23 protein-coding genes are annotated in these 25,945 nt (G+C 38.4%); 12 read left to right on the forward strand and 11 right to left on the reverse strand.

Features of this window, described 5'->3' with window-relative positions; all coding sequences use genetic code 11:
* The first annotated feature begins 130 nt into the window (after positions 1 to 130).
* Genes CORI_RS09790 through aroC form a run of 4 tightly spaced genes read left to right on the forward strand, consistent with a single transcriptional unit; the run spans position 131 to position 3,315 of the window.
* Positions 131 to 1,156 (forward strand): CDC27 family protein, encoded by a 1,026-nt coding sequence (locus tag CORI_RS09790; RefSeq protein WP_249321679.1) that lies wholly within the window; start codon positions 131 to 133, stop codon positions 1,154 to 1,156.
* On the forward strand, positions 1,134 to 1,568 hold the full coding sequence (gene rnhA, locus CORI_RS09795) for a ribonuclease HI (RefSeq protein WP_169941646.1): 435 nt from the start codon (positions 1,134 to 1,136) through the stop codon (positions 1,566 to 1,568). Before CORI_RS09790 ends, rnhA begins: the two co-directional genes overlap by 23 nt.
* A gap of 2 nt (positions 1,569 to 1,570) precedes the next feature.
* Positions 1,571 to 2,248, forward strand: coding sequence for a ribonuclease III (gene rnc / locus CORI_RS09800; RefSeq protein WP_172129543.1), 678 nt, complete (start codon positions 1,571 to 1,573; stop codon positions 2,246 to 2,248).
* A complete protein-coding gene (gene aroC / locus CORI_RS09805) occupies positions 2,245 to 3,315 on the forward strand; it encodes a chorismate synthase (RefSeq protein WP_173031816.1) in 1,071 nt (356 codons plus the stop codon). The genes rnc and aroC overlap by 4 nt, the downstream gene beginning before the upstream one ends.
* A gap of 36 nt (positions 3,316 to 3,351) precedes the next feature.
* On the opposite strand, the gene CORI_RS09810 is transcribed toward aroC, so the two are convergent.
* Genes CORI_RS09810 through purB form a run of 5 tightly spaced genes read right to left on the reverse strand, consistent with a single transcriptional unit; the run spans position 3,352 to position 10,150 of the window.
* Complete coding sequence (locus CORI_RS09810) at positions 3,352 to 5,139, reverse strand: ATP-dependent endonuclease (RefSeq protein WP_173031817.1); 1,788 nt, start codon at positions 5,137 to 5,139, stop codon at positions 3,352 to 3,354.
* Positions 5,140 to 5,160: 21 nt separating this feature from the next.
* On the reverse strand, positions 5,161 to 7,533 hold the full coding sequence (locus CORI_RS09815) for a ribonucleoside-diphosphate reductase subunit alpha (protein WP_173031818.1): 2,373 nt from the start codon (positions 7,531 to 7,533) through the stop codon (positions 5,161 to 5,163).
* A 2-nt stretch (positions 7,534 to 7,535) separates the two neighbouring features.
* A complete protein-coding gene (locus CORI_RS09820; protein ID WP_173031819.1) occupies positions 7,536 to 7,769 on the reverse strand; it encodes a hypothetical protein in 234 nt (77 codons plus the stop codon).
* Entirely contained in the window at positions 7,750 to 8,826 is a 1,077-nt protein-coding gene (locus CORI_RS09825; protein ID WP_254064924.1) for an SAM-dependent methyltransferase, read from the reverse strand. The genes CORI_RS09820 and CORI_RS09825 overlap by 20 nt, the downstream gene beginning before the upstream one ends.
* On the reverse strand, positions 8,819 to 10,150 hold the full coding sequence (gene purB, locus CORI_RS09830; protein WP_173031820.1) for an adenylosuccinate lyase: 1,332 nt from the start codon (positions 10,148 to 10,150) through the stop codon (positions 8,819 to 8,821). The genes CORI_RS09825 and purB overlap by 8 nt, the downstream gene beginning before the upstream one ends.
* A 146-nt stretch (positions 10,151 to 10,296) precedes the next feature.
* Here purB and CORI_RS09835 point away from each other — a divergent pair, with 146 nt between their 5' ends.
* Positions 10,297 to 11,220 (forward strand): RNA pseudouridine synthase, encoded by a 924-nt coding sequence (locus CORI_RS09835; RefSeq protein WP_173031821.1) that lies wholly within the window; start codon positions 10,297 to 10,299, stop codon positions 11,218 to 11,220.
* Between the two features lie 157 nt (positions 11,221 to 11,377).
* Here CORI_RS09835 and rlmN read toward each other — a convergent pair whose 3' ends face one another.
* From rlmN to CORI_RS09865, 6 genes are all read right to left on the reverse strand, one after another.
* The gene (gene rlmN / locus CORI_RS09840; protein WP_173031822.1) at positions 11,378 to 12,439 is read right to left on the reverse strand and encodes a 23S rRNA (adenine(2503)-C(2))-methyltransferase RlmN; all 1,062 of its coding nucleotides are present in this window, start codon (positions 12,437 to 12,439) and stop codon (positions 11,378 to 11,380) included.
* Positions 12,436 to 13,002 (reverse strand): purine-nucleoside phosphorylase, encoded by a 567-nt coding sequence (locus CORI_RS09845; protein WP_173031823.1) that lies wholly within the window; start codon positions 13,000 to 13,002, stop codon positions 12,436 to 12,438. The genes rlmN and CORI_RS09845 overlap by 4 nt, the downstream gene beginning before the upstream one ends.
* 76 nt (positions 13,003 to 13,078) lie before the next feature.
* Complete coding sequence (hisF, locus tag CORI_RS09850) at positions 13,079 to 13,834, reverse strand: imidazole glycerol phosphate synthase subunit HisF (RefSeq protein ID WP_173031824.1); 756 nt, start codon at positions 13,832 to 13,834, stop codon at positions 13,079 to 13,081.
* 333 nt (positions 13,835 to 14,167) lie between these two features.
* Positions 14,168 to 14,635: a cupin domain-containing protein gene (locus tag CORI_RS09855; RefSeq protein ID WP_173031825.1), complete on the reverse strand. Its 468-nt coding sequence runs from the start codon at positions 14,633 to 14,635 to the stop codon at positions 14,168 to 14,170.
* A gap of 82 nt (positions 14,636 to 14,717) precedes the next feature.
* A complete protein-coding gene (locus CORI_RS09860; RefSeq protein ID WP_173031826.1) occupies positions 14,718 to 16,313 on the reverse strand; it encodes a DUF4857 domain-containing protein in 1,596 nt (531 codons plus the stop codon).
* Between the two features lie 10 nt (positions 16,314 to 16,323).
* On the reverse strand, positions 16,324 to 17,157 hold the full coding sequence (locus CORI_RS09865) for an ATP-binding cassette domain-containing protein (RefSeq protein ID WP_173031827.1): 834 nt from the start codon (positions 17,155 to 17,157) through the stop codon (positions 16,324 to 16,326).
* Positions 17,158 to 17,351: 194 nt separating this feature from the next.
* Here CORI_RS09865 and rsmA point away from each other — a divergent pair, with 194 nt between their 5' ends.
* From rsmA to CORI_RS09900, 7 genes are all read left to right on the forward strand, one after another.
* Complete coding sequence (gene rsmA, locus CORI_RS09870) at positions 17,352 to 18,203, forward strand: 16S rRNA (adenine(1518)-N(6)/adenine(1519)-N(6))-dimethyltransferase RsmA (protein ID WP_173031828.1); 852 nt, start codon at positions 17,352 to 17,354, stop codon at positions 18,201 to 18,203.
* Entirely contained in the window at positions 18,160 to 20,331 is a 2,172-nt protein-coding gene (locus CORI_RS09875; RefSeq protein WP_173031829.1) for a ribonuclease J, read from the forward strand. Before rsmA ends, CORI_RS09875 begins: the two co-directional genes overlap by 44 nt.
* An 8-nt stretch (positions 20,332 to 20,339) precedes the next feature.
* Entirely contained in the window at positions 20,340 to 21,302 is a 963-nt protein-coding gene (locus CORI_RS09880) for an SIS domain-containing protein (RefSeq protein WP_173031830.1), read from the forward strand.
* 14 nt (positions 21,303 to 21,316) lie between these two features.
* Positions 21,317 to 22,081, forward strand: a complete 765-nt coding sequence (locus tag CORI_RS09885; protein ID WP_173031991.1) for a pseudouridine synthase — start codon at positions 21,317 to 21,319, stop codon at positions 22,079 to 22,081.
* A 91-nt stretch (positions 22,082 to 22,172) separates the two neighbouring features.
* A complete protein-coding gene (locus CORI_RS09890; protein ID WP_173031831.1) occupies positions 22,173 to 22,616 on the forward strand; it encodes a DUF417 family protein in 444 nt (147 codons plus the stop codon).
* A gap of 143 nt (positions 22,617 to 22,759) precedes the next feature.
* A complete protein-coding gene (locus CORI_RS09895; RefSeq protein WP_173031832.1) occupies positions 22,760 to 23,137 on the forward strand; it encodes a metalloregulator ArsR/SmtB family transcription factor in 378 nt (125 codons plus the stop codon).
* A 1-nt stretch (position 23,138) separates the two neighbouring features.
* Complete coding sequence (locus CORI_RS09900) at positions 23,139 to 25,262, forward strand: heavy metal translocating P-type ATPase (RefSeq protein ID WP_173031833.1); 2,124 nt, start codon at positions 23,139 to 23,141, stop codon at positions 25,260 to 25,262.
* Positions 25,263 to 25,945: the final 683 nt, after the last annotated feature.

Here is a 25,945-nt window from a genome sequence, read left to right on the forward strand (position 1 = left end):
CTGCCTAAAAGCCATTCGGGCAATCTTTGCTAAATTTTATAAAGACAAACCAGACACCAAAGACAAGCGGGAATAAAACCAAACGACATTTTTGCTATAATAAGCTTAAAATTTAGCGTTGGAATTTACATTGGATATATTTTTTATAGAGTTTAGAGATCCGATTTTCGGGCTTGTCGTGTTTGTTTCGCTTGTCCTTATGATAGCCGTTTTAAGCTACATCTGGGGTGTTTTTAGAAACAAAGACGAAAAGCAGGAGCTAGAGAAATTTTTAAAGAAATTTGACAAAACCGAAGGGCTTAGCAGCGAGCATAAAGATATGCTTGTCAAATTTGACGTAGATAGCGCCTCTCTTTGTTTTCTAGCAAACACGTTTGCAAAGAGCGGTTACTTCGAAAAGGCGATAAATATCTACTCGATCGCACTTAGCAAAGCAAAGAGCAAAAGCGAAAAAGAGCCTATTTTTACGGATTTGGGGCAGGTATTTTTCAAAGCGGGTTTTTTGCAAAAGGCTAGAGATATATTTTTAGAAGCGTTAAAGCTATCTCCGCGCAACCAAACCGCGCTTAAATTTCTAACTGTCGTTTATGAAAAATTAAAAGAGTATGACGAAGCGCTAAACGCTCTTGATGCGCTTGAAGAGCTTGGACTTGACGTCAAATCCCAAAAAGCCTATATCGATATCATGAAAATTTTGATAGATAAGCAGATGAGTCTGGAAGAAAAAACCGATAAAATTTTAAAGCTTAAAGACAAATTTACTCTTGCCAATCGCATGGCGCTTGAAAACTGGCTGCAAAAAGGAGCGGATATCGTAAATTTCCCTGATTTTCCGCCATTAAAAGACGTTTTTGATATCATCTACAGACAAGAGCGGGCGGTAAATTTAAGCGATGAAGAGTATAAATCGCTATTTTACGCTAAAAATTTAAGCGACGAGCCGGCAAAAGAGCTTGGATTTGAGCTTGAAGTGATGACGAATTTAAAAAAAGCGGGCTTTAACAAAGCCGATCTTAGCTTTAATTACATCTGTAAAAATTGCAAAAACTCCTTTCCGCTTCATTTTTACCGCTGTCCGATCTGCCACGAGCTAGGAAGCGCTCAAATTTTGCCTCATATCACGGAAAAATCCAATGAAAACAGTATGCCTTTTTAGCGACGGCTCGTGCCTTAATAACCCGGGCGCAGGCGGTTGGGCATATATCCTAGAATACGGCAAACACACAAAAGAAGCAAGCGGAGCCGAAGCCATGACAACTAACAATCAAATGGAGCTTAGGGCTGTTATCGAAGGGCTAAAAGCTCTAAAAGAGCCTTGCGTCGTTAAGCTTTACACCGATAGCTCATACGTGGCAAACGCGATAAACGAGTGGCTTGAGGGCTGGGTAAAAAAGGCATTTAAAAATGTAAAAAACGTCCCGATGTGGCAGGAGTTTTTAGAAATTTCAAAACCTCACGACATCCGTGCCACATGGGTTAAAGCTCACAACGGACATCCGCAAAATGAGCGTTGTGACACGCTAGCAAGGCAGGCGGCAACCAAGATAAAAGATGAAGGCAACCTATAAAAATGCAAAATTTAAAAGCACTCGAAGAAAAGCTGGGATACAAATTTAAAGAGATAAATAACCTAAAAAACGCACTTACGCACAAAAGCTGCAAAAAAGGCAAAAATAACGAACGGCTTGAATTTTTAGGCGATGCGGTGATGGATCTGGTGATAGCCGATTATCTGTTTCGCAAATTTAAAAACACCGACGAAGGCGATATGAGCAAGCTTCGCGCCGCACTTGTCAATGAAAAAAGCTTTGCAAATTTGGCAAGCTATCTGAATTTAGGCGAGCATATATTTATATCCGCAGCAGAAGAAAACAACGGCGGGCGCGAGAAAATTTCGATACTATCGGACGCTTTTGAGGCGGTTATGGGAGCTATTTACATAGAAAGCGGTTTTGAGGAGGTCAATAGCGTAGCCATAAGGCTCTTTGAGATATGCTATCCTGATATCGATCTTAAAAATTTGACCAAGGATTATAAAACGACTTTGCAAGAAATCACTCAAGCCAAGCTTGGCGTAACACCCGAATACAAGCTCGTGCGCTCATTTGGACCCGATCACAAAAAGGAATTTGAGATCGCGCTTTTGCTAAAAGATGTTGAAATTTCTCGAGCTATCGGCAAAAGTAAAAAAGAAGCCCAACAGCTTGCGGCAAAAACGGCGATAGAAAAGATCAAGGACAAATCATGAATTCATTCGGACGAAAGCTTATCTTAACAACCTTCGGCGAGAGTCACGGAGCGGCAATCGGCGGCGTGCTTGACGGATTTCCTGCGGGAGTTAAGATAGATGAGGAGTTTTTACAAGGCGAGCTTGATAAGCGAAAGCCGGGGCAGTCGAAATTCGCCACCGCAAGAAAAGAAGGCGACAAAATCGAAATTTTAAGCGGGATTTTTGAAGGCGTTAGCACGGGTACGCCGATTGGATTTGTCATCTACAACGAAAATCAAAAATCAAAAGATTATGAGAATTTGCGTGAAATTTTTCGCCCGGGACATGCTGATTATACATACTTTAAAAAATACGCAATTCGAGATCACAGAGGCGGCGGACGAAGCTCTGCAAGAGAAACTGCCGTGCGAGTGGCGGGCGGGGCGTTTGCTCAAATTTTATTAAATGAATTTGGTGTGAAAGTAGAGAGCGGCGTAAGCGGAGTAGGAACCGTAAAAGCGCAAAAATTTGACTTTGACGCAGCAGGGAATTCTGAAATTTTCGCACTTGATAAAGAAAATTTGATGATGGATGAGATTTTAAAAGCTAAACAAGCTCACGACAGCGTGGGGGCTAGCGTTATGACACGAATTTTAAACGCTCCTGCCGGGCTTGGCGAAGGGTTATACGACAAGCTTGACGCAAGACTTGCTGCTGCGATGATGAGCATAAACGGAGTAAAAGCAGTAGAAATCGGCGAGGGTGTAGAAGCAAGCGCAATGCTAGGAAGCGAGAATAACGACTGCATGAATGAAGCGGGCTTTCTCTCAAATCACGCAGGCGGAATACTTGGAGGCATGAGCACGGGGGCTGAAATTTTAATAACTACGCATTTTAAGCCGACTCCTTCGATATTTCTTGCTCAACAAACACAAAATATCCACGGCGAAAATGCGATCTGCGAGCTTCGCGGTAGACACGATCCGTGTATCGGTATCCGTGGAAGCGTCGTTGCAACCGCGATGGCAAGGCTTGTGATAGCTGATTTTATGCTTTTAAATTTGAGTGTAAATTTGGGGAATTTAAAGAAGATCTACAAACTATAGCTCAATTAAGCAAGCATCATATGTTCAATTTGAAACCTACAATGCTTGAACTATGTCCTTTATTTTAGCTATAAAATTAAAATATTCTTCCTTTAAGTCTTTTTTGGTTATCTCATTTGACATTTTGTTCTTAATTTTATGCTTTGCCTCTCTGCTTAGATTAAGTCTATTTATATTTTCAATCACCGACAGTTCGCTGTTATGCTCGTAATTACTAAAACCTTCTTTTTTTAATACTTTATTTATATATTCATCTTTATAGAAATCTTCTAAAGTCTTTATATTTCCTTGTATAATATCATACTCAATCCAATTTTCTTTTAAATCAGGAGAACCTATAATAAATTCTTTTTTCTTATCCTTTGAAGCCTTATCGCTATCTGATACTATTATAAATTTTTTACCAGTTAGCATCATTATTCTAGAAATGCAATCAGCGTCTTTTATTCCGTTCATATAAACCAAACCACAATTTTCAAAATCTTTTTGTTTGCAATTTTTCTTAAATACTTTATAGTCCGTATAGCCTTCAAATATTATATTTTTGGGTCTAATGCTTTCAAAAAGATGAGTGCCTATAGCTCTTTTTAACAATTCATCTTCTTTATATGGCGATTTATCTTGAGGGATAATATTTGATACATCATCTTTTCTTTCAATGACAAGATGTCTATCTATACAATCATTATCTATCATAAATGGCGAATGCGTAGAATATATAACAATTGATTGTTTTGCTATTTTAAGCAGTTCTTCTTTTAAAAAATTTGCACTTGTTGGGTACAAAAATGTATCTGGTTCGTCAAATAGAATTATTTTACCACAGAGGTCTTTTGTTCTATCCTGAACAGACAGCATTAGGAGTATTGCAATAAATCTTTTAAAACCATCACTTCTATCTTCTGTTGAGTAGAATTCTTGCTCTTGTATTCTTATATCAAACTCATCACCATCTTTTCTAATAACAAAATTAATATTACGCAAATCAGACCAGATTTTCCTAAATTCTTTTGTTGTATTTTTTGATATTTTATCTAAAAATCCATGCAATCCTTTATCTTTCTCTAGTTCTGTTTCTATTTCATTATATATATCCTTACATCCATTTAAATAAAAAATATTTTTCAAGGGCAAGCACATGCTTGGATCGTCTTTAAAACTTTGAATATTTACACTAGATGGCAGTAAATATTTATCACTATACTCCCAGAATATAGCTTGCTCACACAAATCTTCAATAGATGCTATGTTGGATTTTGCAATACTAAAAATACTAGCCATTAGATCATTTAAAAATTCTTCATTTGATCCTAAGCTATTTTGTGTATTCTCGAAAGGCAAAATTGATTTACTACTCGTATCATAGTACAAAGCCTCTAAAATTTGATATTTATTATATAAATCATCATTTTTCCAATATGCAAGACAAGGTTTTGTATCATTTTCTATTTTGATGCGCAACAGGATATCACAAAATGCTTCTTCTATAAATTGTTCAATACTTAAACTATTTTGAAAAATATTTGTGTCTTTTAATTTATATTTTTCAATTATTTTTTTGTTAATTATAGAAAAATCATGTCTTTCCAATTTAAATACAGCACGGATATACCCATGATCTTCTTTTTTTGTATTTTTATTTTGATCTTTTATACCAACTCTATATTTACCAAATACTGCAGCAATAGCCTTTAGTATATTGCTCTTGCCGGCTTCATTTTTACCAACTAAAATTAAACATTTTTTACCATCAATTTCCAAAATAGGAATTTTTATATCTTTAATGGAACGAAAATTTCTTATCTCAAATCTATCAAGTTTCATTTTATTTTCCAAAAATAAATTTCACTGACACCCCTCACACTCGATAGAGCGATCGGCTACATTATTTACTTTGTTGCTATCAGGGCTTTCGGAACGTAGATAGTAGGTTGATTTAAGTCCAAGCTCCCATGCAAGAGTGTAAATTTCGTTCAGGTATCCGCCGCTTGCCTTATCAAGGCTCATGAATATATTTAGGCTTTGTCCTTGATCTATCCACTTTTGGCGAATAGCGCCGGCTTTTACCAAGACTCTTTGATCAAGCTCGTATGCAGGCGTATAAAATTGCCACGTATCAGGGCTTAGATCAGGCACGACAGTCGGTATCATACCGCTTAAATTTTGCTCAAACCACTTGCGTTTATACACAGGCTCAATCGTCTGCGTGGTACCCACAAGGATAGATATCGAGCTAGTCGGCGCGATAGCCATTAAGTAGCCGTTTCTCATGCCGTCGGTTTTAACCTTCTGCCTCAACCAATCCCAATCGCAAGTATCCTCATCAAACAGCCCTCCACGATTTACGAGAGCTTTTGCGTTTTCGTTTGCTACATCTATCGGGAAGATTCCCTTGCTCCATTTTGAGCCTTCAAAAGTCGGGTATTTACCCTTTTCAACGGCTAAATTTGAGCTTGAATAGATAGCCTGGTAGCTGATATTTTCCATTATGCTATCTATCAAGGCTAGGTGGTCGTAGCTACCCCATTTGATGCCTTTAAGCGCGAGCATTTGCGCTTCGCCCATCACGCCAAGTCCGATCGAGCGAGAGGATAAATTCGTATGTTTTACTTTTTTGTGCGGATAGAAATTTAGATCGATTACGTTATCAAGCATCCTAACGGCAATCGGCACTACTCGCTTGATGTCCTCTTTGGAATTTATCTTGCTTAAATTTATGCTTGCTAGGTTGCAAACCGCTGTTTTGCCCTCTACGTTTTCTTTCTCAACGATGAAAATTTGCTTTCTGTCAAGGCTGTCAAGCGCACTTAGCTTCTTAGCCTTTTTCGTTATACCGCTATCAATAGTAACGTCATCTTCCTCATCAAACACCATCTCTTCGCCATTATCAAAAGTTATTTTGATCTTGTAATAATTCGGCTCGGTATTTTGGAAAATTTCGGTGCATAAATTTGAGCTTCTGATAAGCCCGTCGTGATCGTTTGGATTGGCTCTGTTTGCATTATCCTTAAAGCACAAAAACGGCATGCCCGTCTCAAAATAACTGGTTAGAATTTTCTTCCAAAGCTCTTTGGCTAAAATAGTGTTTTTCTGGATACTTTCGTCGTTTTCATATTCTACATAACGCTTTTCAAATTCTTCGCCATACAGGTCGCACAGATCACTAACTTGCGCAGGGTCAAATAGCGTCCAGCGATCATTTGACTTAAGTCGCTTCATAAAGAGATCATTTATCCACAGCGACGGGAATAGCTCGTGCGCCCTGCGTCTTTCTTCGCCTGAATTTTTGCGAAGGTCTAAGAAATCACCGACATCCATATGCCAAGGCTCGACATATACGGCTATAGCGCCCTTTCTTGTACCAAGCTGATCGACCGCTACGGCTATGTCGTTAGTTACTTTTAAGAATGGTATAATTCCGCCTGCGGCGTTTTTATGTCCGTCGATACTGCCGCCCATAGCGCGTACTTTGCACCAATCCCAGCCGATACCGCCTCCAAATTTGCTTAAAAGCGCCATCTCTTTGTAGCTATCAAAAATCCCTTCGATATTATCAGGCGTGCTTCCGATATAGCAGCTGCTTAGCTGGTGGCGAGTTGTGCGGGCATTTGAAAGAGTAGGAGTTGCAAGCATGACTTCAAATTTGCTGATAAGGTCGTAAAATTTCTTAGCCCAACCCTGAGAATCAAGCTCATTTTGCGCTAAAAACATCGCAATAGCCATAAACATCTGCTGCGGAAGCTCGATAGGCATACCCTTGCTATCTTTGATCAAATAGCGATCATAAAGCGTCTTTATACCAAGATAGGCAAACTGCAAGTCGCGCTCAGGCTTAATGTAGGCGTTTAGATCGTCCAAATCGTATTTTTCTTTAAGTCCGGGGATAATGCGCCCTGCCTTCTCGCCCTTTTCAAAGTATTCGCGCAGATGATTGTAGCCGTTATAACCCGTAACTTTATGATAAAGATCGTATAAAAACAGACGCGCCGCGACAAAAGTCCAGTTAGGGCAGTCTATATCTATCTTATCCACAGCAGTCTTGATGAGTGTTTGCTGGATCTCTTCGGTCGTTATCATGTCACGAAACTGAATCTTAGCATCGACCTCAAGCTCGCTTAAATTTACGTTTTCTAGCCCTTCAACCGCGGCACCTGTGTATTTTTTGATCTTACTTATATCAAGCTCTTCAGCTCTTCCGTTACGTTTGATTACTTTCATTTTTATCTTTTTCTATTCTTTATGCAATTTAAAACGGTTTTACATCTATTTTCAAAGCCGCCAACACCATATTCTTTTGTGTATCTTTCTAGTTTTTCCAAATCATCCTCATCATAAGTTAAAATCTGACCATTAAGTTGATTTAATAACTTTTTCATAAGTGTTTGAAAACCACCACTATCGCCTGCAGATTTTTTAATCGCTTCCATAGCTTTATCATCTAGAATAGTTTGCATTACTCTCTCCTTGTATATTTTTTATTAAAGTTTTAAAATACTTATCTATGTTTTTACTACCCTTTGTATTTAAAAACTCATCTGAAATTTCTAAAAATTTATTATTATCTATAAAGACATCAAGATTTCCGAAATAATACGGCAAGTTATTTGCAAATCTTTTAAAATGGTCAATATAGCAGTAGTATTTTAAATTTTCGGCAAAAACTTTAACAGTATTTGCACCTTGAGTTTTCACAAAAGTCCGATTACGTTTAAGCGCATTTATATCGCGTAATGTATGAAAATATGCAACAGCTTCACGATTATCGTTATGATTTGGGTATTTTTGTACATAGTTGCCTATAAAATCAAAGTCACTGAGACAAAATTTGTTACTTTCATAAGTCTTAAATTCATAATTTTTAATAAACTCATAACTCATTCCAAGACTATTTTTTTCATATAGCGCTATGATTATAGGAAAAAAAGTATTGGAATTTGATGTAAAAATTTCAGAGCTTATTATGACGGCGTCTATTAGCTTGTAATTATTTTTAAATTTTGCCAGAGCATTGAAGTTAGTTTGTTTGATTAAATATGACAAAGGATGTAAAACACAAACAAATTCAGGTTTTAAAACCTCAAAAGAACGCATAAACGATATACCCAAATCTCTATGTTCTAAATTTTTATCCATACTAAACAGCTCTTTTTTGATACTGTTTCGCACTATTGATGTTTTGTCGTTGTAAGGCGGATTACCTATTATAACAAGATTATCGGTTGCTTGTATTTCAAATTTATCCCTGCTTAAATTTAAAAGCGAATTTGTATGTATTTTTAGTACATCCCTAGATACTTTTTTAAGTGCAACCTCATCTATATCCGCACCTATATATTTTAAATTTTTAGTAAAAAAATCACCGTATCCGCAACTACTATCAAGAAAGACGAAGTCGTTAAAATTTATATATTTGCCAAGCATATCATAAACGATATCAACTACAAATTTTGGAGTGTAGTAGCTTCCTAAATTTATGGTTTGATTTTTACTTAAATGGGTTTGTTTATTCACAAAACACTCTTTTAAAAATTCCATTAACATTTTTCGTATAGTAGCTATACTCAAAACAAGCCTTTATCTCATCCTTGCTAAGCGCCTTATTTAAATCCTCGTCATTTAGCAAATTCTGCAGATACAAACTCTCGCCTTTTTCATTTATAGCCTGCTTGCCCTCTTGCAGATCAGCCCAAACCTTCATCGCGTTTCTTTGCACTATTTTATAGGCATCTTCGCGTGAAATTCCGCGCTTTGGAAGCTCTAAAAGCACGCGTTGAGAAAAGACAAGCCCACCCGTTAGATTTAAATTTTTCATCATATTTTCAGGATAAACGACTAAATTTTCTATCAAATTTGTAAGACGAACCAGCATAAAATCAGCCGTTATAAATGCATCAGGCAGTACAAATCTCTCAACAGAGCTGTGGCTGATATCGCGCTCGTGCCAAAGCGCTACGTTTTCAAGCATAGGCATAATGTAGCCTCTAAGAACTCGGCAAAGACCGGTGATATTTTCGCTTAGAACCGGATTTCGCTTGTGCGGCATGGCGCTTGAGCCCTTTTGTCCGGCGCTAAAATATTCCTCGCACTCATAAACTTCAGTGCGCTGATAGTGGCGAACGGCTACGGCTATCTTTTCGCAGCTTGAAGCAAGGATGGCGATGGCATTTATAACGTGAGCATAGCGGTCACGCTGGATAACTTGGTTGCTTGCGGGCGCGCAGCTTAATCCAAGCTCGGCGCAAGTAAATTCTTCAAGCTCAAGCGGAGCGTGAGCGAAATTTCCCATTGCGCCTGAAATTTTGCCGTAGCTTATGACCTCTTTTGCATTTTTTATAAGCTCAAGACCTCTTTTTATCTCGTCATACCAGATCGCAAGCACAAGTCCGAATGTGATCGGCTCGCCGTGAATTCCGTGGCTTCTGCCGACCATTAATGTATGCTTATGTTCATAAGCGCGTTTTTTAATCGCACTCATCAAATTCCCAACATCTTTTATGATAAGCTCTAGGCTATCTCTTACCTGCAAAGCAACAGCCGTATCGATACAATCGCTACTTGTCATGCCGTAATGCACAAAACGACTCTCGTCTCCCAAACTCTCGCTAACACTAGTTAAAAATGCTATAACGTCATGCTTCGTAGTCTTTTCTATCTCGTCTATTCTAGCGATGTTAAATTTTGCATTTTTAGCTATCTTTTCACAATCCTCATCGCTTATGAACCCAAGCTTATTCCAAGCCTTGACCGCCGCTATCTCGACCTTTAGCCAAGCGTCATACTTAGCCTGTATACTCCACTTATCAGCCATCTCTTTGCGAGAGTATCGTTCTACCATAATTAGCCTTTTATGAATATTTTTGTATAATTTTTTAAGAAAAAAATTATACAAAAACTGCCCTGAAAGACGGGTTATAAACGGCTAAATTTGAACTTAAATTTCATATTTGGTTATTTAGTAAAATTTAAATTAAAGAGTTAAATTTGCCATACGTTAATAGATTTATCGCGCGCGCCAACCGGCAAAAAGCCTATGAAATTTTGATAAATTCGGGCTTTTCTATGAGAGATGCTCAACGGCTTATCGATAAAGGAAGGTTAATTTGCAATGGAATAGTAGTGAGTGAAAAAAATGCTATTTTAAGCGGTGAAATTTGCCTTATTGACTACGAAACTAACCCGCGCGGACTAAAGCCGATATTTGAGTGCGATAAATTTGCGGTTTTTGACAAACCAAGCGGAGTTTTAAGTCACCCAAACGGCAGAAACTGTGAATACTCGCTCAACGATGAAATTTGGTACTTATACGGGCGTGAGGCAAGTGTGGCACATCGCTTGGATTTCGAGACAAGCGGGTTAATCGTAGTAGCGCGAGATAAAATTTCGCAAATTCAATTAAAAAAGCTCTTTGAGAATAGAAAAGTTGCAAAAAGCTATGTAGCGATGGTCTCAGGCAAAATTTCTACAAATTTAACCATAAATGCCAAGATGGATCTAGCAAACGATTACGACGACATAAAGATGAGAATGCAAATTTGCGAAAACGGTAAAGAGGCGATCACTGAAATTTCACCGCTAGAATACTTTGAAGATATTGACGCGACTTTTGTTAGAGCCATTCCGCTTACGGGAAGGCAACACCAAATTCGTTTGCATTTGTTTCACGTAGAACGAAAAATTTTAGGTGAGCCGCTTTATGGATTACAAAAAGAGCAGATAATCAAAATTTTAGATAAAGATATGAGTGAGATCGAGCGCATAAATTTAACAGGGGCTTCGAGGCTCTTACTGCATGCGGATAGAATTTCATTTGAGTTAGAAGATCAAATTTATGATATAAAGACAAAATTTGATGCAAAAAGAGAATTTTATAGGCTTGCAAAAGAAAAATTTGCTCACCGAGCTTAGTAAAAAGCTAAATTTTGTTAGTAAAATTCAACTAACAAAATTAAAAGTTAGTATTATTTCTGATCCCCATCCTCAAAAAACATAACTTTTACCATAAGAGATAGTCCCAAAACAACAACAATAGATACAAAAACAATCTGAGCGATATCAAGAGCCGTCATATGCTCTCATTTCTCTCTTTGAGTTGTCCGCAAGCAGCAGAAATATCAAGTCCCTTGCTTTGGCGAATAGTGCAAGTTACGCCGTGATCTCTAAGGTATTCTTGAAATTTAAGCATATCCTCAAGCTCTGGTCGTTTATACAAACTTCCTTCGTGGGGATTAAAATATATCAAATTTACCTTTGCTTTGATGCCGTGAAGTAGCTTGACAAGCTTTTTGGCATCCTTAATGCTGTCATTCATATCCTTGATAACAAGATACTCAAACATAACCCGTTTGCGCATATCGATGGGAAATTCTCTAACAGCCTGCATAACCGATTCGATATTGTAAGCCTTATTTATAGGCATTAGTTTTGTTCTAAGCTCGTCAGTAACGGCATGCAGAGATATGGCTAACAACACACCTAAATCCATCTCTCCAAGCTTTTTTATCTGTGAGCCAAGCCCGCTGGTTGAAACTGTCTGACGCCTTGCACCTATCGCAAGTCCGTCATTTTCCATAAGAATTTTTATCGCTTTACTAACGTTAGTAAGATTATCAAGAGGTTCACCCATGCCCATATAAACGATATTTATTCGCCTCTCATAAGGTATATTGTTAGCTTTTTTTATCCACAAAATTTGACCTACGATCTCTCCAGGCGTTAGATTGCGCGTTAGTCCGCCTTTAGCGGTCAGACAAAACGAACATCCCATTCTACAGCCAACCTGCGAACTAACACATATAGTATAGCGAGCATGTCGTGTTGGCCTGCCGTCTTCATTGCTTTGCTCCTCTTTCATGGGCAAAAGAACACTTTCGATTCGGTATCCGTCTTTTAGTTCAAAAAGATATTTTATAGAACCGTCACTGCTCTGTTCGGCTTTTACACATTTAAGTGGATCGAAATAAAACTCTCCTCTAAGCTGCTCTCGCATAGCTTTAGGCAAATTTAACATCTCGTCAAACGAATTTGCATTTTTCTTATAAATCCACTCATAAATTTGTTTGGCACGAAATTTGGGACTAAATTCACTCTCAAGCTCATCAAGTGTATAGTCAAGCAGATTTTTCATATCAAATTTCTCTCTTTAAGTGAATTTATAAGTATCTCTTTGGCTTTTTGGTGATTTTTTACAAAGTCCTCATGTGCATTTTGGTTGCAAAAATTTGTCGCGACAAAGATACCTCTGGCGGAAATTTTAAATTTTGTCGCAACTTTTAAAACTGCAAAAAATTCCATATTTTCCAGAGCATAGCCAAGCTCAGCAAGTCTATATGCCAAATTTTCATCAGTCGTGATAAAGTTTGAAGAATTTACTCGGATAGTTTCATGTGAAACTTTGGTGTTTAAATTTTTGTCACAAATTTGTATTAATGAAATTTCTTTCTTACACGGAGTATAGCTTTTATCTTCCAAGCTTGAAATTTCAATGTTTGCACCAACCGCACTCTCATAAATTCCAAAAATTTTTCCATCTTTATAAATGCCTGCCGAACCTACAAATAAAATCTCATCAGGCAAATTTTGCTGATTTTCACATAAAAATTTTGTCAAATTTATGCTCATATCGACAAGCCCTACTCCCATCGGCAAAGCAAAATCAAAAATTTCATTTTGACCGGCAGAAATTATCATTTTTTAAGTCCCTCAAGACTAAAGCTTGAAAAATTCAAATTCATAAAATCAAATCCACAAAAATCAAATTTAGCCATCACAGCCTAACTTCAATCCCGTTTTCACGCAGATACTCTTTAAGTTTTTTTATTTCAACTTCCCTAAAGTGAAAAATCGAAGCGGCTAAGCAAGCATCGGCGCCTGCCAAAAACGCCTCTTTAAAATGCTGCATATTGCCCGCTCCGCCACTTGCTATTACAGGTATGCCAAGCTCGCTAAAAAGCTTAGTAATACGCAAATCATAACCGCTTTTAGTGCCGTCTTTATCCATCGTGGTTAGTAAAATTTCACCTGCGCCACGATCTTTAGCCTCTTTCGCCCAAGCAAGAGCGTGCTTGTCCGTATCTATCCTGCCGCCGTTTATAAAGACGTGATAATCTTCATCAAAACTCTTCGCGTCAATGGCTACTACGACGCACTGAGAGCCGAATTTCTTCGCGGCTTCGTCTATCAAATTCGGATTATGGATGGCTGCCGAGTTTAGACTTATCTTATCGCACCCCACGTTTAAAAGCCGTGAAATATCATCAAGAGTCTTGATACCTCCGCCAACCGTTAGCGGGATAAAAAGCTCGCGAGCCACTTTTTCTACCACATCCACGATAGTATCTCGCCCCAAGTGAGTCGCCGTGATGTCAAGAAACGTTAGCTCATCGGCACCCTCTTCGTTGTATCTTTTGGCTATCTCCACAGGATCTCCGGCATCTACAAGACCTACGAAATTTACACCCTTTACAACACGACCGTCTTTAACGTCAAGGCATGGGATTATGCGTTTGGCAAATTTATTCACGGCTTATCCTTTAAGTGATTTTTGCCGATTTTATCAAAAATTTACTTAGTTTTTTATGTCAAAATATCAAGAAAAAAGCATTAAAATGACAATTATCACAACAAAAACAGATAAAAGTATCCAAAATACTTTTGAGCTAATCAAAGCATAAGATACTTCACTTATTATAGTCCATAAAATTTCAGACACCAAATTATTCCTTAATTAGACTTGCTTTAAATTTTGATTAATAGTTCTGTATCTATATACACTAATGCTGAATGATTACACATAACTTCAATGTTTTAATTCGTGCAAAACTACTAAAATAAATTGGTAGAATATTCTACTAATTTATTTTTTAACTGCACTATCTGTTTTCGCGACCACATTTATAAACACAAGCGGTTCTTCGCCCGTATTTGCTAAAGCATGGCTTTGTCCGGGACGAGCGATAGTTACGTCACCTGCACTCACTTCGGTCTGCTTGCCGTGAGAGTCCGTAAACACCCCTTTACCCGAAATGATGATATAGACATCTTCGTTATCGATATGCTTATGAAGCCCTATGGAAGCGCCCTTTGGCAAAGTTAGCCATCCTATCTCTCTAAAAGCGTCTTGATCGCCTGTCTGATGGCGGTTATACGCAAAATCCCCAAGCAAAGGTCCTATGCCTCCGCCTGCATTTTCACGGTTCCAAGGAACTAGCGCGTCTCTTTTATAGACCTGCACGCTCCTATCGGTCTCAGGTATGAGCGGGTGAGCGTTTAAAGCGCCAAAAGATAGCGCGACAAAGCAAACTGCAAGACTAAATTTCTTCATAACTCTCTCCTTGGATAAAAGTTTCGTGGCTTTATTTTAGCCAAATTTTACAATTACTAAGCATTTTTAAAACGGCTCAAATTTAAGGCGCTTTAAGATGAATTTCATCAATTTTCTTAAAGTTATCCTTATCAAAAGCAAACGCACGGTAGTCCTTGCCGTCATCAAATCTCACTTGCAAAAATTTCGGATCAAAGCTTAATCTAAGACGCATTGTGGCAGGGTCAAATTTGGTCGTTTTAAGCTCTTTTAGCTCATACTCTTTGCTAAACAGATAAATTTTGCCTTCATTAAAAGCAAGCCCCATAAATTCGCTATTTTTACTCTCATTTATATGTAGATACTCAAAATTTTTAAGGCTCTTAACCGCTTCAAAACTTACATTGTTATCATAAATTTTGATATTAAAAAACTCGCCCAAATTATCCTTAAAAAACACTCCCGCATCAAAAGGCTTTAGGTTAGTAAATCTTCCAAAAACAGCCTGAATCGGAAATTTCACGCCCAAATTTTTAGCCTCTTTATTTAAAATTTGGCTAAATTCCCTCTCCTCGTCACCGTCATGATGAAAAACGCGAAATTTATCCTTATCAAAATAAATCATGTCATCGCTAAAAGGTATGGCTGAAATTTTAGGATCGGGGTTAAAGAGCGGATAGAGCGGAATTTCAATCGGCACACCGTCTTTTGGCGCGTAAGTCATCGACATCCTAGCCTGCCTTATATCAGCCTCGCTAAATACCTCATCGCCGATTTTAACGGGCATTTTGCCTTGCTGTTTTAAGTCCATATAGTAGTTAAAGGCAAGCTCGTTTTTATACTCCGTTTCGTTTTTAAAAACCTTTCCGCTAGCGCTTCTGTAGGCGAAATAATGCCCGCCCAAATTCTCTTGAAATACAAATTCTTTAAGGCTCGGCGAGTAAAATATATAATACCTTTCGGATTTGTTTGCGAATTTCTGCTCGTAAAATTTATATCCGCCAAATCCCGCTATGGCTAAAATTCCTGCGTAAATCAACGACAAAAAGGCTAAATTTATCGAAGTTTCTTTGTGCGAGATGAGTGCATTAAATCCAAGCAAGATAGAGACCAAAAGCAAAACAAGAAGCAAGACAAAGCTCTTAACGTAAAACACAACCGCAAAGCAAACTACTACAAAAATCACGCTTGAGATAGCCGCTCTAAGGCTTTTTTTATCAATTAACGCCGAACTTGTAAATATATAAAAAACTGCCGAACTTAAGCAAAAATAACACCAATTTATAAAAATCTCTTTTGTGATAACGATAGGATAAAATTTGCTTGCCAAAAACACAAGCCAAGCGCCAAAAACAGCCCAAATAACTACAAAAAACAAGGCGGCAAAAATATAGTGCCAAATCAAAATTTGAAAGCTTGACACAGGTAGATGAAGCAGGCACTTTATACGATTTCGTTGCGGTAAAAACTGCGCCAAAGCCACACAGATAAAGCTTGCCGAAATAGCCGCAAAAGTTACAAATTCGGGCTCGTTATCAAAAAACACATAGCCGTACCAGATGACTGATTCTGGATGAATGGCTCCGAATTTGTAGCTAAGATCAAAGCTAAACCAGGCAAAAAACAGAGCTAAAACCAAAATCAAAAATCCAAAAAACAGCCCTAGTCTTGTAATCTCTTTTAAAAATATCGACTTCACTTCATCCTCCCTACTCGTATCTGCCTACAAAGCCTAAAAATTTATCCTCAAAATTTGCATTTTGCGCCTTAAAACCGTCGATATCTACAAATCCATAAGCCATTTTGTGATGTTTAAATTCATCTATGTTTTTGAAGTTTTTTCCACTTGTATCAAATTCTTTCGGTAGTTTATAAACCTTAAAATCCTGCATAAATTCACTCATCTTGCTTTGAAAAATTCGCCCTCCTCGCTCGACAATCAAAAACTCATCGATCAAATTTTCAAGATCGCTCATTACGTGACTTGTGACGATCACTGTCTTATCCTTGCCGTCAAGATAGTCCTTGAGATAATCGCCAAAAAGCCGCCTATATCCAGCATCAAGACCCATGGAATAATCATCAAATATAAGCACTTTGGCATCTTGTGCAAACAGCGAAGCAAGGATAACTTGGGACTTTTGCCCAAAGGACATGGAGTTTAGCTTTTGATCCTTGCTAAGTTTTAAAAGCTTTGCCAAATCGTTATAAATTTTGCTGTCCCAGCGCGGATAAAAAGCGGATAAAAACTCCTCATACTGCGCGATACTTAGATGTTCAAAGCTTGTAAATCCCTCAAACAGCAAGGCGATATCGCGCTTGGCTTCGCTGTCAAGGCTGAAGCTATTTTTGCCAAGCACCCTGCACTCGCCGCTTTTTGGACGGATATAGCCCATTAGGATATTTATAAGCGTGCTCTTACCCACGCCGTTTCTGCCCAAAATCCCAAACACGCTGCCCTGCTTTACGTTAAAACTCAAATTTTCGTAAATCAGCTTTTTGCCGTAAAAATGCGTGATGTTCTTTACTTCGATAGCGTTCATAAAAAGCCTTATATAAAATATTACTGAAAATTCTATTACATTATTTATAAGGAGAATCTTAAGAGTTATTATCATAAATATGCTAAAAATTCAGGGCTAAAATTTCGTCCAAATTTCAATGAAAAACATAGCCATAATGATATTTATTTTTCAAAATAAACTTTTTATAAGCAAAGTTTGGATAAATTTGCCAAATGATCAAGGCAAAGAAACATTTTGGACAAAATTTTTTACACGATCAAAATGTGCTGAACAAAATCATCCAATCGATTCCCAAAGATATGCAAAACATAGTAGAAATTGGGCCTGGCTTAGGTGATTTGACGTCAAAAATTTTGCAAATTTCAGATTCGGTTACGAGCTACGAGATAGATAGCGAGCTTTACGAACTGCTTGAAAAAAAGTTTGCAAAAGAGATCAAAGACGGACGATTAAGACTTTTTTGCGCAGATGCGTTAAGTCGGTGGGACGAAAGTGGTTTGAGTGAGACAGACTACTTTTTAACGGCAAATTTGCCCTACTACGTCGCCACCAAGATGATTTTAAACGCTATCGAAGATGAGAGATGTCGCGGACTTGTTGTAATGATACAAAAAGAGGTCGCGGTCAAATTTAGCGCCAAAGGCGGCGAGAGCGAATTTAGCGCGCTGGCGATTTTAGCATCGCTTCAAGGTGGCTGTGAGCTGCTTTTTGACGTGCCAAGCGAGTGTTTTAACCCGCCTCCAAAAGTAACCTCATCTGTTATAAAGATCCAAAAAAGCAAAAATTTGATAGGCAAAAATGCTGTTTTTAATACCGAATTCGAGTATGAAAAATTTAAAAAATTTTTAAAAACCGCTTTTAGCGCACCAAGAAAGACGCTTAGTAAAAATTTATCGGCAAATTTCGATAAATGCTTGCTGGCTGAAATTTACGGCGAGCTAAATTTGAGCCAAAATTTACGTCCTCACGAGATCGATGTCAATCTTTATCTAAAAATATTTGAAAAATTAAAGGTAAAAGATGAACGAAGACAAAGTTGTAGTCTCCAAAGGAAAGAGCAATAAAAAGCGAAGATTTCGCCCGAAAAACAAAAACAATCAAGGCGAAAACAATGCAGAAATAAGTGCCGAACAAAAAGCGAGCAATAACGTTATAGATAATTTTTTTGCGACTTCTTTTGACGGCGAAACGCAAAATAAAAGCCACGAAAGCTCCGCTAAACAAAACGGCAAAAAAGCCAACTCAAAGCAGCACAAAAAACCAAATTCTCAAAATGGCGGACAAAATTCTCAAAATAATTCAAAAAACGGCAAGAAAAACGCTGAAAATAAAAATGCTAGCACTCAGCAAAACAACCAAAACGGCTCAAACGATGATGCACAAAAGCCAAAAAAGAGTAAAAAGCCGAAAAAAAATTTGCCCGCCAAACTAAACGGTAACGAGCAATGGCAACAAGACATCGCAAGCGCGATAGAGGCGAACAAAGCCGCTCAAGAACTTCGGCTTGAACCGCTAAAATATCTAAATTCAAGCGATCACAAAGTCCGAGTAACTCCTCTTGGCGGACTTGGCGAGATCGGCGGAAACATGACGGTGTTTGAGACCGAAACAAGCGCGATAATCGTAGATATCGGCATGAGCTTCCCAAGCGAGAGCATGCACGGAGTTGATATACTCATACCTGACTTTGACTACGTGCGAAAGATAAAAGAGAAGATAAAAGGCGTTATTATAACTCACGCGCACGAAGATCATATCGGTGCGGTGCCGTATTTTTATAAAGAGTTTAAATTTCCTATCTACGCTACGCCTCTTCCGCTTGGAATGATAAATAACAAATTTGAAGAGCATGGGCTAAAGCAGGAGCGTTCGCTATTTCGCTCGGTTGAAAAGCGAAAGCCTTATCTAATCGGTGATTTTGAAGTGGAGTGGATACATATAACTCACTCGATTATCGATTCATCCGCACTTGCCATTACGACAAAGGCGGGTACGATCTTGCACACGGGTGACTTTAAGATAGATCACACGCCCATAGACGGCTATCCGACCGACTTAGGACGTATCGCATACTACGGCGAGCGAGGTGTGCTGTGCTTGATGAGTGATAGCACAAACAGCTACAGAGAAGGTATCACAAAGAGCGAAAGCAGCGTAGGAAAGACCTTTGACGCGATATTTGCCAAATCCAAAGGGCGCGTGATAATGAGCACATTTAGCTCAAACATCCACCGCGTATATCAGGCTATCGAGTGGGGGCTTAAATATAACCGCAAAGTCTGCGTCATCGGCAGAAGCATGGAACGCAACTTATACACCGCAATGGAGCTGGGCTACGTAAAGCTTGATAAGAAAATTTTCATAGATGCAAATGAGGTCGGCAAATACAAAGACAATGAGGTGCTAATCGTAACCACTGGCAGCCAAGGCGAAACGATGAGCGCGCTATATCGCATGGCGACCGATGAGCATAAATATATAAAAATTAAGCCGACCGATCAGATCATAATAAGCTCTAAAGCGATCCCGGGAAATGAAGGAAGCGTATCGACGGTGCTAAATTTCTTAATAAAATCAGGCGCAAGCGTAGCGTATCAGGATTTTAGCGAAATTCACGTAAGCGGACACGCGGCACAAGAGGAGCAAAAGCTCATGATCCGCTTAACAAAGCCGAAATTTTTCCTTCCTGTTCACGGCGAATACAACCACATCGCAAAACACAAAGAGACAGCCATAAGCTGCGGAGTGGACGAGCGAAACATATATCTTATGAGCGACGGCGATCAGGTTGAAATTTGCCAAAAATACATGAAAAGAGCAAAAACCGTTAAGACCGGTAAAGTCTTTATAGATAATCAAATCAACAAGCAAATTTCAGACGATGTCGTTATCGACCGCCAAAATTTGGCAGAAGCGGGCGTAGTAATGATCATCGCTCAAATTTCACGTCACAGCCAAAAGCTCATAAACAAACCGCGTGTAATTAGCTACGGTCTTGTTGCAGACAAGCAAGACGGGGAATTTAGCAAAGAGATGGAAGAGGTGCTCGTGCAGTTTTTAAGCAACGTAAAAGAAGAGCTTCTCAAAGACAGCCGCATGCTTGAAAGCCAAGTGCGCCAAGTGATAAGAAAGCATATATTTAGAAAAGTGAAAAAATACCCGACTATCGTTCCGATAATTTATTTGATGTAAGGTTTAAAATGCAAGATATGATACAAATCGCAAGCGAAGTGCTAAAAGAAGAGGCCGCCGAGCTCATTCGTCAGGCTAACAAGCTTGGAAGCGAGATAGATAAGGCGGTAAATTTGATGTATAACGCCAAAGGCAAGGTTATCGTAACGGGAGTCGGCAAAAGCGGTCATATCGGCGCTAAGATAGCTGCCACGCTTGCAAGCACGGGCACGCCAAGCTTTTTTATACACCCGACCGAAGCGATGCACGGCGACCTTGGTATGATAGATGAAAATGACGTTGTTTTGGCGATAAGCTTTAGCGGCGAAAGCGATGAGCTCGTGCGAATTTTGCCGCATATCAAGCGATTTGGTATCAAGATAATCGGCATGGCAAAGAGCAAGGAAAGCAGCCTTGGTAAATTTAGCGACGCGCTTTTAAATTTAGACATCATCAAAGAGGCTTGCCCACTAAATATCGCTCCGACAACATCAACTACCCTAACCTTAGCGCTTGGCGACGCGCTTGCGGTTTGCCTGATGAGAAAAAGAGAATTTAAGCAAGAAGATTTTGCAAATTTCCACCCGGGTGGAAGCCTTGGCAAAAGGCTATTTGTCAAGGTCAAAGACGTGATGAAAACGCAAAATTTACCGATCATAAAAGATGACGTTAGTCTTAAAACAGCGATTGACGCGATGACTCACGGCAAGCTTGGCAATGTACTGTTGGTTGATGGCGAGGGCAAATTAAAGGCTGTTTTAAGCGACGGAGACTTACGTAGAGCGCTTATGAGCGAGAGCTTTGACATCAACGAAAAAGCGATAACATACGCAACCAAAACGCCAAAAACACTAACAAACAAAGAGATGTTAGCGATAGATTCGCTAAGGCTGATTGAGGAGTATAAGATCCAAATTTTAGTAGTGCTTGACGAGGGCGAAAGACCGATTGGAGTGCTACACATACACGATTTATCGAGCTTGGGGCTATGATGGAAAATTCAAAAATGAGACTAAATAAATTCATCTCGCACAACACAAGCTACTCGCGCCGAGAGGCTGATGAGCTCATCAAAAACGGCAAAGTTAGCGTAAATAACCGAGTTGTTAGTGAGCTTGCCACAAGCGTTAGCGATGAAGATAAAGTTAAGATAAACGGTCGCCTGGTGAAGCTTAAAAAGGATTTTACAGTGATCGCCTATCACAAACAAAAGGGCGAGCTTGTTAGCAAAAAAGATGATCGCGGACGAAAGACGATATATGATAGCTTGCCGCGAAATTTTGCTAAATTTGTAAGCGTTGGAAGGCTTGATTATGCGAGCGAAGGGCTTTTGCTGCTAACTGACGCACCTGCAATCGCAACTGCGCTCATGGAAAGCGACATAGAAAGAATGTACTATCTAAAAGTGAAAGGTGAAGTAGGGCAGGAGGTGATAACCGCGATGCAAGAGGGCTTTTTCGCTGCAGACGCAACCAAAGGCGCGCATGCTAAAACCGAGATCAAATCAATGGAATTTAAGCCTTTTTTGGCGTATAAAATTTTTGGCTCAAGCGGAGGATACACAAAGCTAAAAGTCATCATAAACGAGGGTAAAAATCGAGAGTTAAGAAGGTTTTTTGGGTATTTTGATCTTGAAGTTATGGATCTGAAGCGAGTGAGTTTCGGTCGAGTTGATCTTGGTATGCTAAAGCCTGGCAAATGGCGCTACTTTGAAAACAGCGAATACGAAGACTTACGGGATTTTTTAAAAACCAACAAAATTCGCTACTAAATTTAGCCGACCTCTTCGGCTAAATTCTTAAATTTCACACTACATAATTCTTTTTCGTTAAACTTCTACAAAATCAAAAAATAGGAGAAACATGAAAAATTTACTTGAGAAATTTGCAAATTCCAACTGCGATATTAATTTTGCAAGATTTGCAGTAATCTTGATATTTTGTATTTTTGGGAATTTCAAATGGTTTGAATTTGAAGTTGAAGCATTAAAGCCATTGTTTTCTACCACTTGGTTAAATTTCTTATCCGCTTTACTTGGCTCTCACGGCGCAAGTTATTTTTTAGGAGTTGTTGAAACCGTTGCTTATATCTCGCTCATTATCGGGTATTTTAAACCAAAAGCAGGAGTTTTAGGATCTTTGATAGTTATAGTTACAGCACTAACGACACTTAGCCTACTGCCTCAGCTTGGCAAACCGGATGGATTTATCTTAAAAGATATCTTTACTCTATCATTGGGTCTTATTTTATTGAAACATGATTTATTAAGATTAAAATCACAGAACAAAGACTGCAAATTTAGTTAATAATACAAACTTTCATTCTCTCCTTTATCCTGCTCATATTAAAAATTAAAATTGAGCAGGACTCTTTTTATAATCCTTGACAAACTATTTTTAAAGTTATATACTTGCTCAAATGAATAATTGTTCATATATAAAGGTAAAAAATGCAAGAAAATATACAAAATAACGATTTACAAGCGGTTTGTGAAAGCACGATCATACATCAAGATGTGATAGAAAAAGTAAGAAGCGAGCTGAAAAGCGAAGAAATCCTATACGATCTTGGCGATTTTTTTAAAATTTTAGGCGACACGACTAGGATAAAAATTTTAAGCGCACTATCCAAATCGCAAATGTGTGTCTGCGATATCGCGGCACTTTTTGGCATGAGCCACTCGGCCATCTCGCATCAACTTAGAGTGCTCAAGCAAGGAAGGTTAGTTAAGCACAAAAAGCAGGGCAAGGTGGTTTATTATTCACTTGATGACGAACACGTAAAAAGTATCATCGAACAAGGGCTTACACACATCATGGAGAGATAAAATGAGCACCAAGATAACTCTATTGCTTGAAAATTTAACTTGCGCTAATTGCGCTGCGAAGATCGAAGCGAAAATAGCAAAAATGAACAGTATCAAAGAGGCGAATTTAGACTTTTTGGGGCAAAAAATTTCAATAACAAGCGACAAAAAAATAAATACAAATGAGTTTATCAAAGAAATTCAAGCTCTCGTTGACAGCATAGAAGATGGCGTGCTAGTAAGTGAGAAAAAGGTGAATTTAAATTCGCATGAAAGCTTGAAAGAAAACACCAAAACAAAACTCATAGCCCTTAAGATAGTGGTAGGCTCGGTGATATTTGCCTTCGCTCTTGCCGCTCCTATCGATCATGGGCTTAAATTTGCCCTGCTTTTCATAAGCTACCTGACAATAGGCGGAGGAGTTGTGGCAAATGCCGCCAGAAACATCATAAAAGGACGTGTGTTTGATGAAAATTTCCTTATGAGTATAGCCACGATCGGGGCTTTTGCCATAGGCGAGTACTCCGAAGCTGTTGCGGTTATGCTTTTTTACAGGATAGGCGAGCTGTTTCAAGAAACGGCTGTAAATAAATCTCGCAAATCAATCGCCTCACTAATGGACATAAGGCCTGAATTTGCAAATTTAAAACTCGGCGCACAGGTACAAAAAGTCTCGCCTCAAAAGGTTCAGATAGGAGATCTCATCGTCGTAAAACCAGGCGAAAAAGTGCCTCTTGACGGCGAGATCGTAGAGGGATTTTCGACTTTTGACACCTCCGCGCTAACAGGAGAATCCTTACCAAAAGAGATCGGCGTAGGGCAAAGCGCACTAAGCGGCTATATAAACAAAAGCGCACTGGTAACGATAAAGGTAAGTAAAATTTTTGCCGAATCAACAGTTTCAAAGATACTTGATCTAGTCCAAAACGCAAGCTCCAGAAAATCAAAAACCGAAAATTTCATCACTAAATTTGCAAGATACTACACGCCAAGCGTAGTTTTTATCGCTCTTATAATCGCCTTTGTCCCGCCGCTTGTGTTTAACGAAGAGCTTGCGGCTTGGGTTTATAAAGCGCTTGTGTTTTTGGTTATCTCATGCCCTTGCGCACTTGTGGTTTCAATCCCGCTTGGGTTTTTCGGCGGGATCGCAGGAGCTTCAAGGCACGGCATACTCATCAAGGGTGCAAACTATTTAGAGGCGTTAAACAGCGTGGACACGGTCGTATTTGACAAAACAGGAACGCTTACAAAGGGAATTTTCAAAGTAAGCCAAATCAAGCTAAACGACAAAAATTTACAAATAAAAAACCAAGAGGAATTCCTAAAACTAGTAGCTCACGCGGAATTTTTCTCAACCCATCCGGTAGCAACTTCGATCGTAAAAGAGTATGAAAGAACAGGCGGCAACATAGACGAGTCGCTCGTGCTTAAATTTGAAGAGATGGCGGGGCGGGGCATAAAAGCAAACATAAACGGCAAAGAGATAGTGGCGGGTAATGCTAAATTTATGCTCTCGCAAGGAGTTAAATTCAAAGCTTCAGCCCAACTTGAAACGGTGCTTTATGCAGCCGTAGACGGTAAATTTGCAGGCAAATTTATAATAACCGACGAGCTAAAAACAGATGCCAAAGAGGCAATTTTGCAAATCAAAAAAGAGGGCGCAAAAGAGATAGTAATGCTAACGGGCGATAATCAAAATATCGCCCAAAACATCGCAAATAAACTTGGCATAACAAAATTTTTTGCAGAGCTTTTACCGACGCAAAAGGTTGAAATTTTGGAAGAAATTTTAGCCCAAAAAGTAGGGCAGGGCAAAGTGGCTTTCATAGGAGACGGCATAAATGACGCGCCCGTGCTTGCAAGAGCCGACGTGGGAGTAGCTATGGGCGCAGCAGGAAGCGATGCGGCGATAGAAGCTGCCGATATCGTCATAATGAACGACGAGCCCTCAAAAGTAGCAACTGCCATCAAAATCGCCAAAAAAACCCGCACGATAGTCTGGCAAAATATCGTATTTGCACTCGGGGTGAAAGTCGCGATCATGATAATGGGGGCTTTGGGATACGCAACTATGTGGGAGGCAGTCTTTGGAGATGTTGGCGTGGCGCTGATAGCGATATTAAATGCAATAAGAACAATAAAATAACTAAAATTTAGTTTCTTGACAAGAGAAAATTGTATATAGATCTTTTTTGGTTTAAAAAGTAAATTTTATTTGAAATTTTAATAAGTACTTAATAATTAATATTATATTTCACTTTGTATAAAATTAAACTATTTTTGCTCAGTTTCAATTACTGCTCTTTTTATCGCTTACTTATTATCGTGTATACTAGGATATGCAGTTTATATATTTTCTATTTTCAAATCAATAATATTATTAAAATCAAAATTTATTTAAATTGCAAAACCATGAATTAAGTGTATATTATATCTGCAAAACTCATACAGTATAAATTAATATGAAAATTCTTATGATTTCAAAATTAAATCCAAATAATATCATGAAGATTGTAAATATTTTTATTTGTACTTCAATATTTATATTTAATATTAAATTTTAAAACGACTTTAACTCTTTTCATAATATTGCTTGGCACAACTCAATAACTCCGATTTTGATGAAAAATAATAGAAATTTAAGCTTTTAAACTAAAAATTTTAATACTTTTTATGCTATTTCCAATAATTTTGATAACGAATACAATTTTTAAATTTCAGTTAATTATAATCAAGAAAAATTAAAATAATATAATTTAGTAACTTATAAAAAACTAATATATATATTTAAATTATATTAAGAATTTATTTTATATAATACACATTTTA

The organism is Campylobacter sp. CCUG 57310 (genome assembly GCF_013201975.1).
GTDB lineage: Bacteria > Campylobacterota > Campylobacteria > Campylobacterales > Campylobacteraceae > Campylobacter_A > Campylobacter_A canis.

Coding starts and splice junctions, on each gene's coding strand:
- rnhA (WP_169941646.1), top strand. CDS start 1,134: ATGAAAACAGTATGCCTTTTTAGCGACGGCTCGTGCCTTAATAACCCG.
- rnc (WP_172129543.1), top strand. CDS start 1,571: ATGCAAAATTTAAAAGCACTCGAAGAAAAGCTGGGATACAAATTTAAA.
- aroC (WP_173031816.1), top strand. CDS start 2,245: ATGAATTCATTCGGACGAAAGCTTATCTTAACAACCTTCGGCGAGAGT.
- CORI_RS09810 (WP_173031817.1), bottom strand. CDS start 5,139: ATGAAACTTGATAGATTTGAGATAAGAAATTTTCGTTCCATTAAAGAT.
- CORI_RS09815 (WP_173031818.1), bottom strand. CDS start 7,533: ATGAAAGTAATCAAACGTAACGGAAGAGCTGAAGAGCTTGATATAAGT.
- CORI_RS09820 (WP_173031819.1), bottom strand. CDS start 7,769: ATGCAAACTATTCTAGATGATAAAGCTATGGAAGCGATTAAAAAATCT.
- purB (WP_173031820.1), bottom strand. CDS start 10,150: ATGGTAGAACGATACTCTCGCAAAGAGATGGCTGATAAGTGGAGTATA.
- rlmN (WP_173031822.1), bottom strand. CDS start 12,439: ATGAAAAATCTGCTTGACTATACACTTGATGAGCTTGAGAGTGAATTT.
- CORI_RS09845 (WP_173031823.1), bottom strand. CDS start 13,002: ATGATAATTTCTGCCGGTCAAAATGAAATTTTTGATTTTGCTTTGCCG.
- CORI_RS09855 (WP_173031825.1), bottom strand. CDS start 14,635: ATGAAGAAATTTAGTCTTGCAGTTTGCTTTGTCGCGCTATCTTTTGGC.
- CORI_RS09865 (WP_173031827.1), bottom strand. CDS start 17,157: ATGAACGCTATCGAAGTAAAGAACATCACGCATTTTTACGGCAAAAAG.
- rsmA (WP_173031828.1), top strand. CDS start 17,352: ATGATCAAGGCAAAGAAACATTTTGGACAAAATTTTTTACACGATCAA.
- CORI_RS09875 (WP_173031829.1), top strand. CDS start 18,160: ATGAACGAAGACAAAGTTGTAGTCTCCAAAGGAAAGAGCAATAAAAAG.
- CORI_RS09880 (WP_173031830.1), top strand. CDS start 20,340: ATGCAAGATATGATACAAATCGCAAGCGAAGTGCTAAAAGAAGAGGCC.
- CORI_RS09885 (WP_173031991.1), top strand. CDS start 21,317: ATGAGACTAAATAAATTCATCTCGCACAACACAAGCTACTCGCGCCGA.
- CORI_RS09890 (WP_173031831.1), top strand. CDS start 22,173: ATGAAAAATTTACTTGAGAAATTTGCAAATTCCAACTGCGATATTAAT.
- CORI_RS09895 (WP_173031832.1), top strand. CDS start 22,760: ATGCAAGAAAATATACAAAATAACGATTTACAAGCGGTTTGTGAAAGC.
- CORI_RS09900 (WP_173031833.1), top strand. CDS start 23,139: ATGAGCACCAAGATAACTCTATTGCTTGAAAATTTAACTTGCGCTAAT.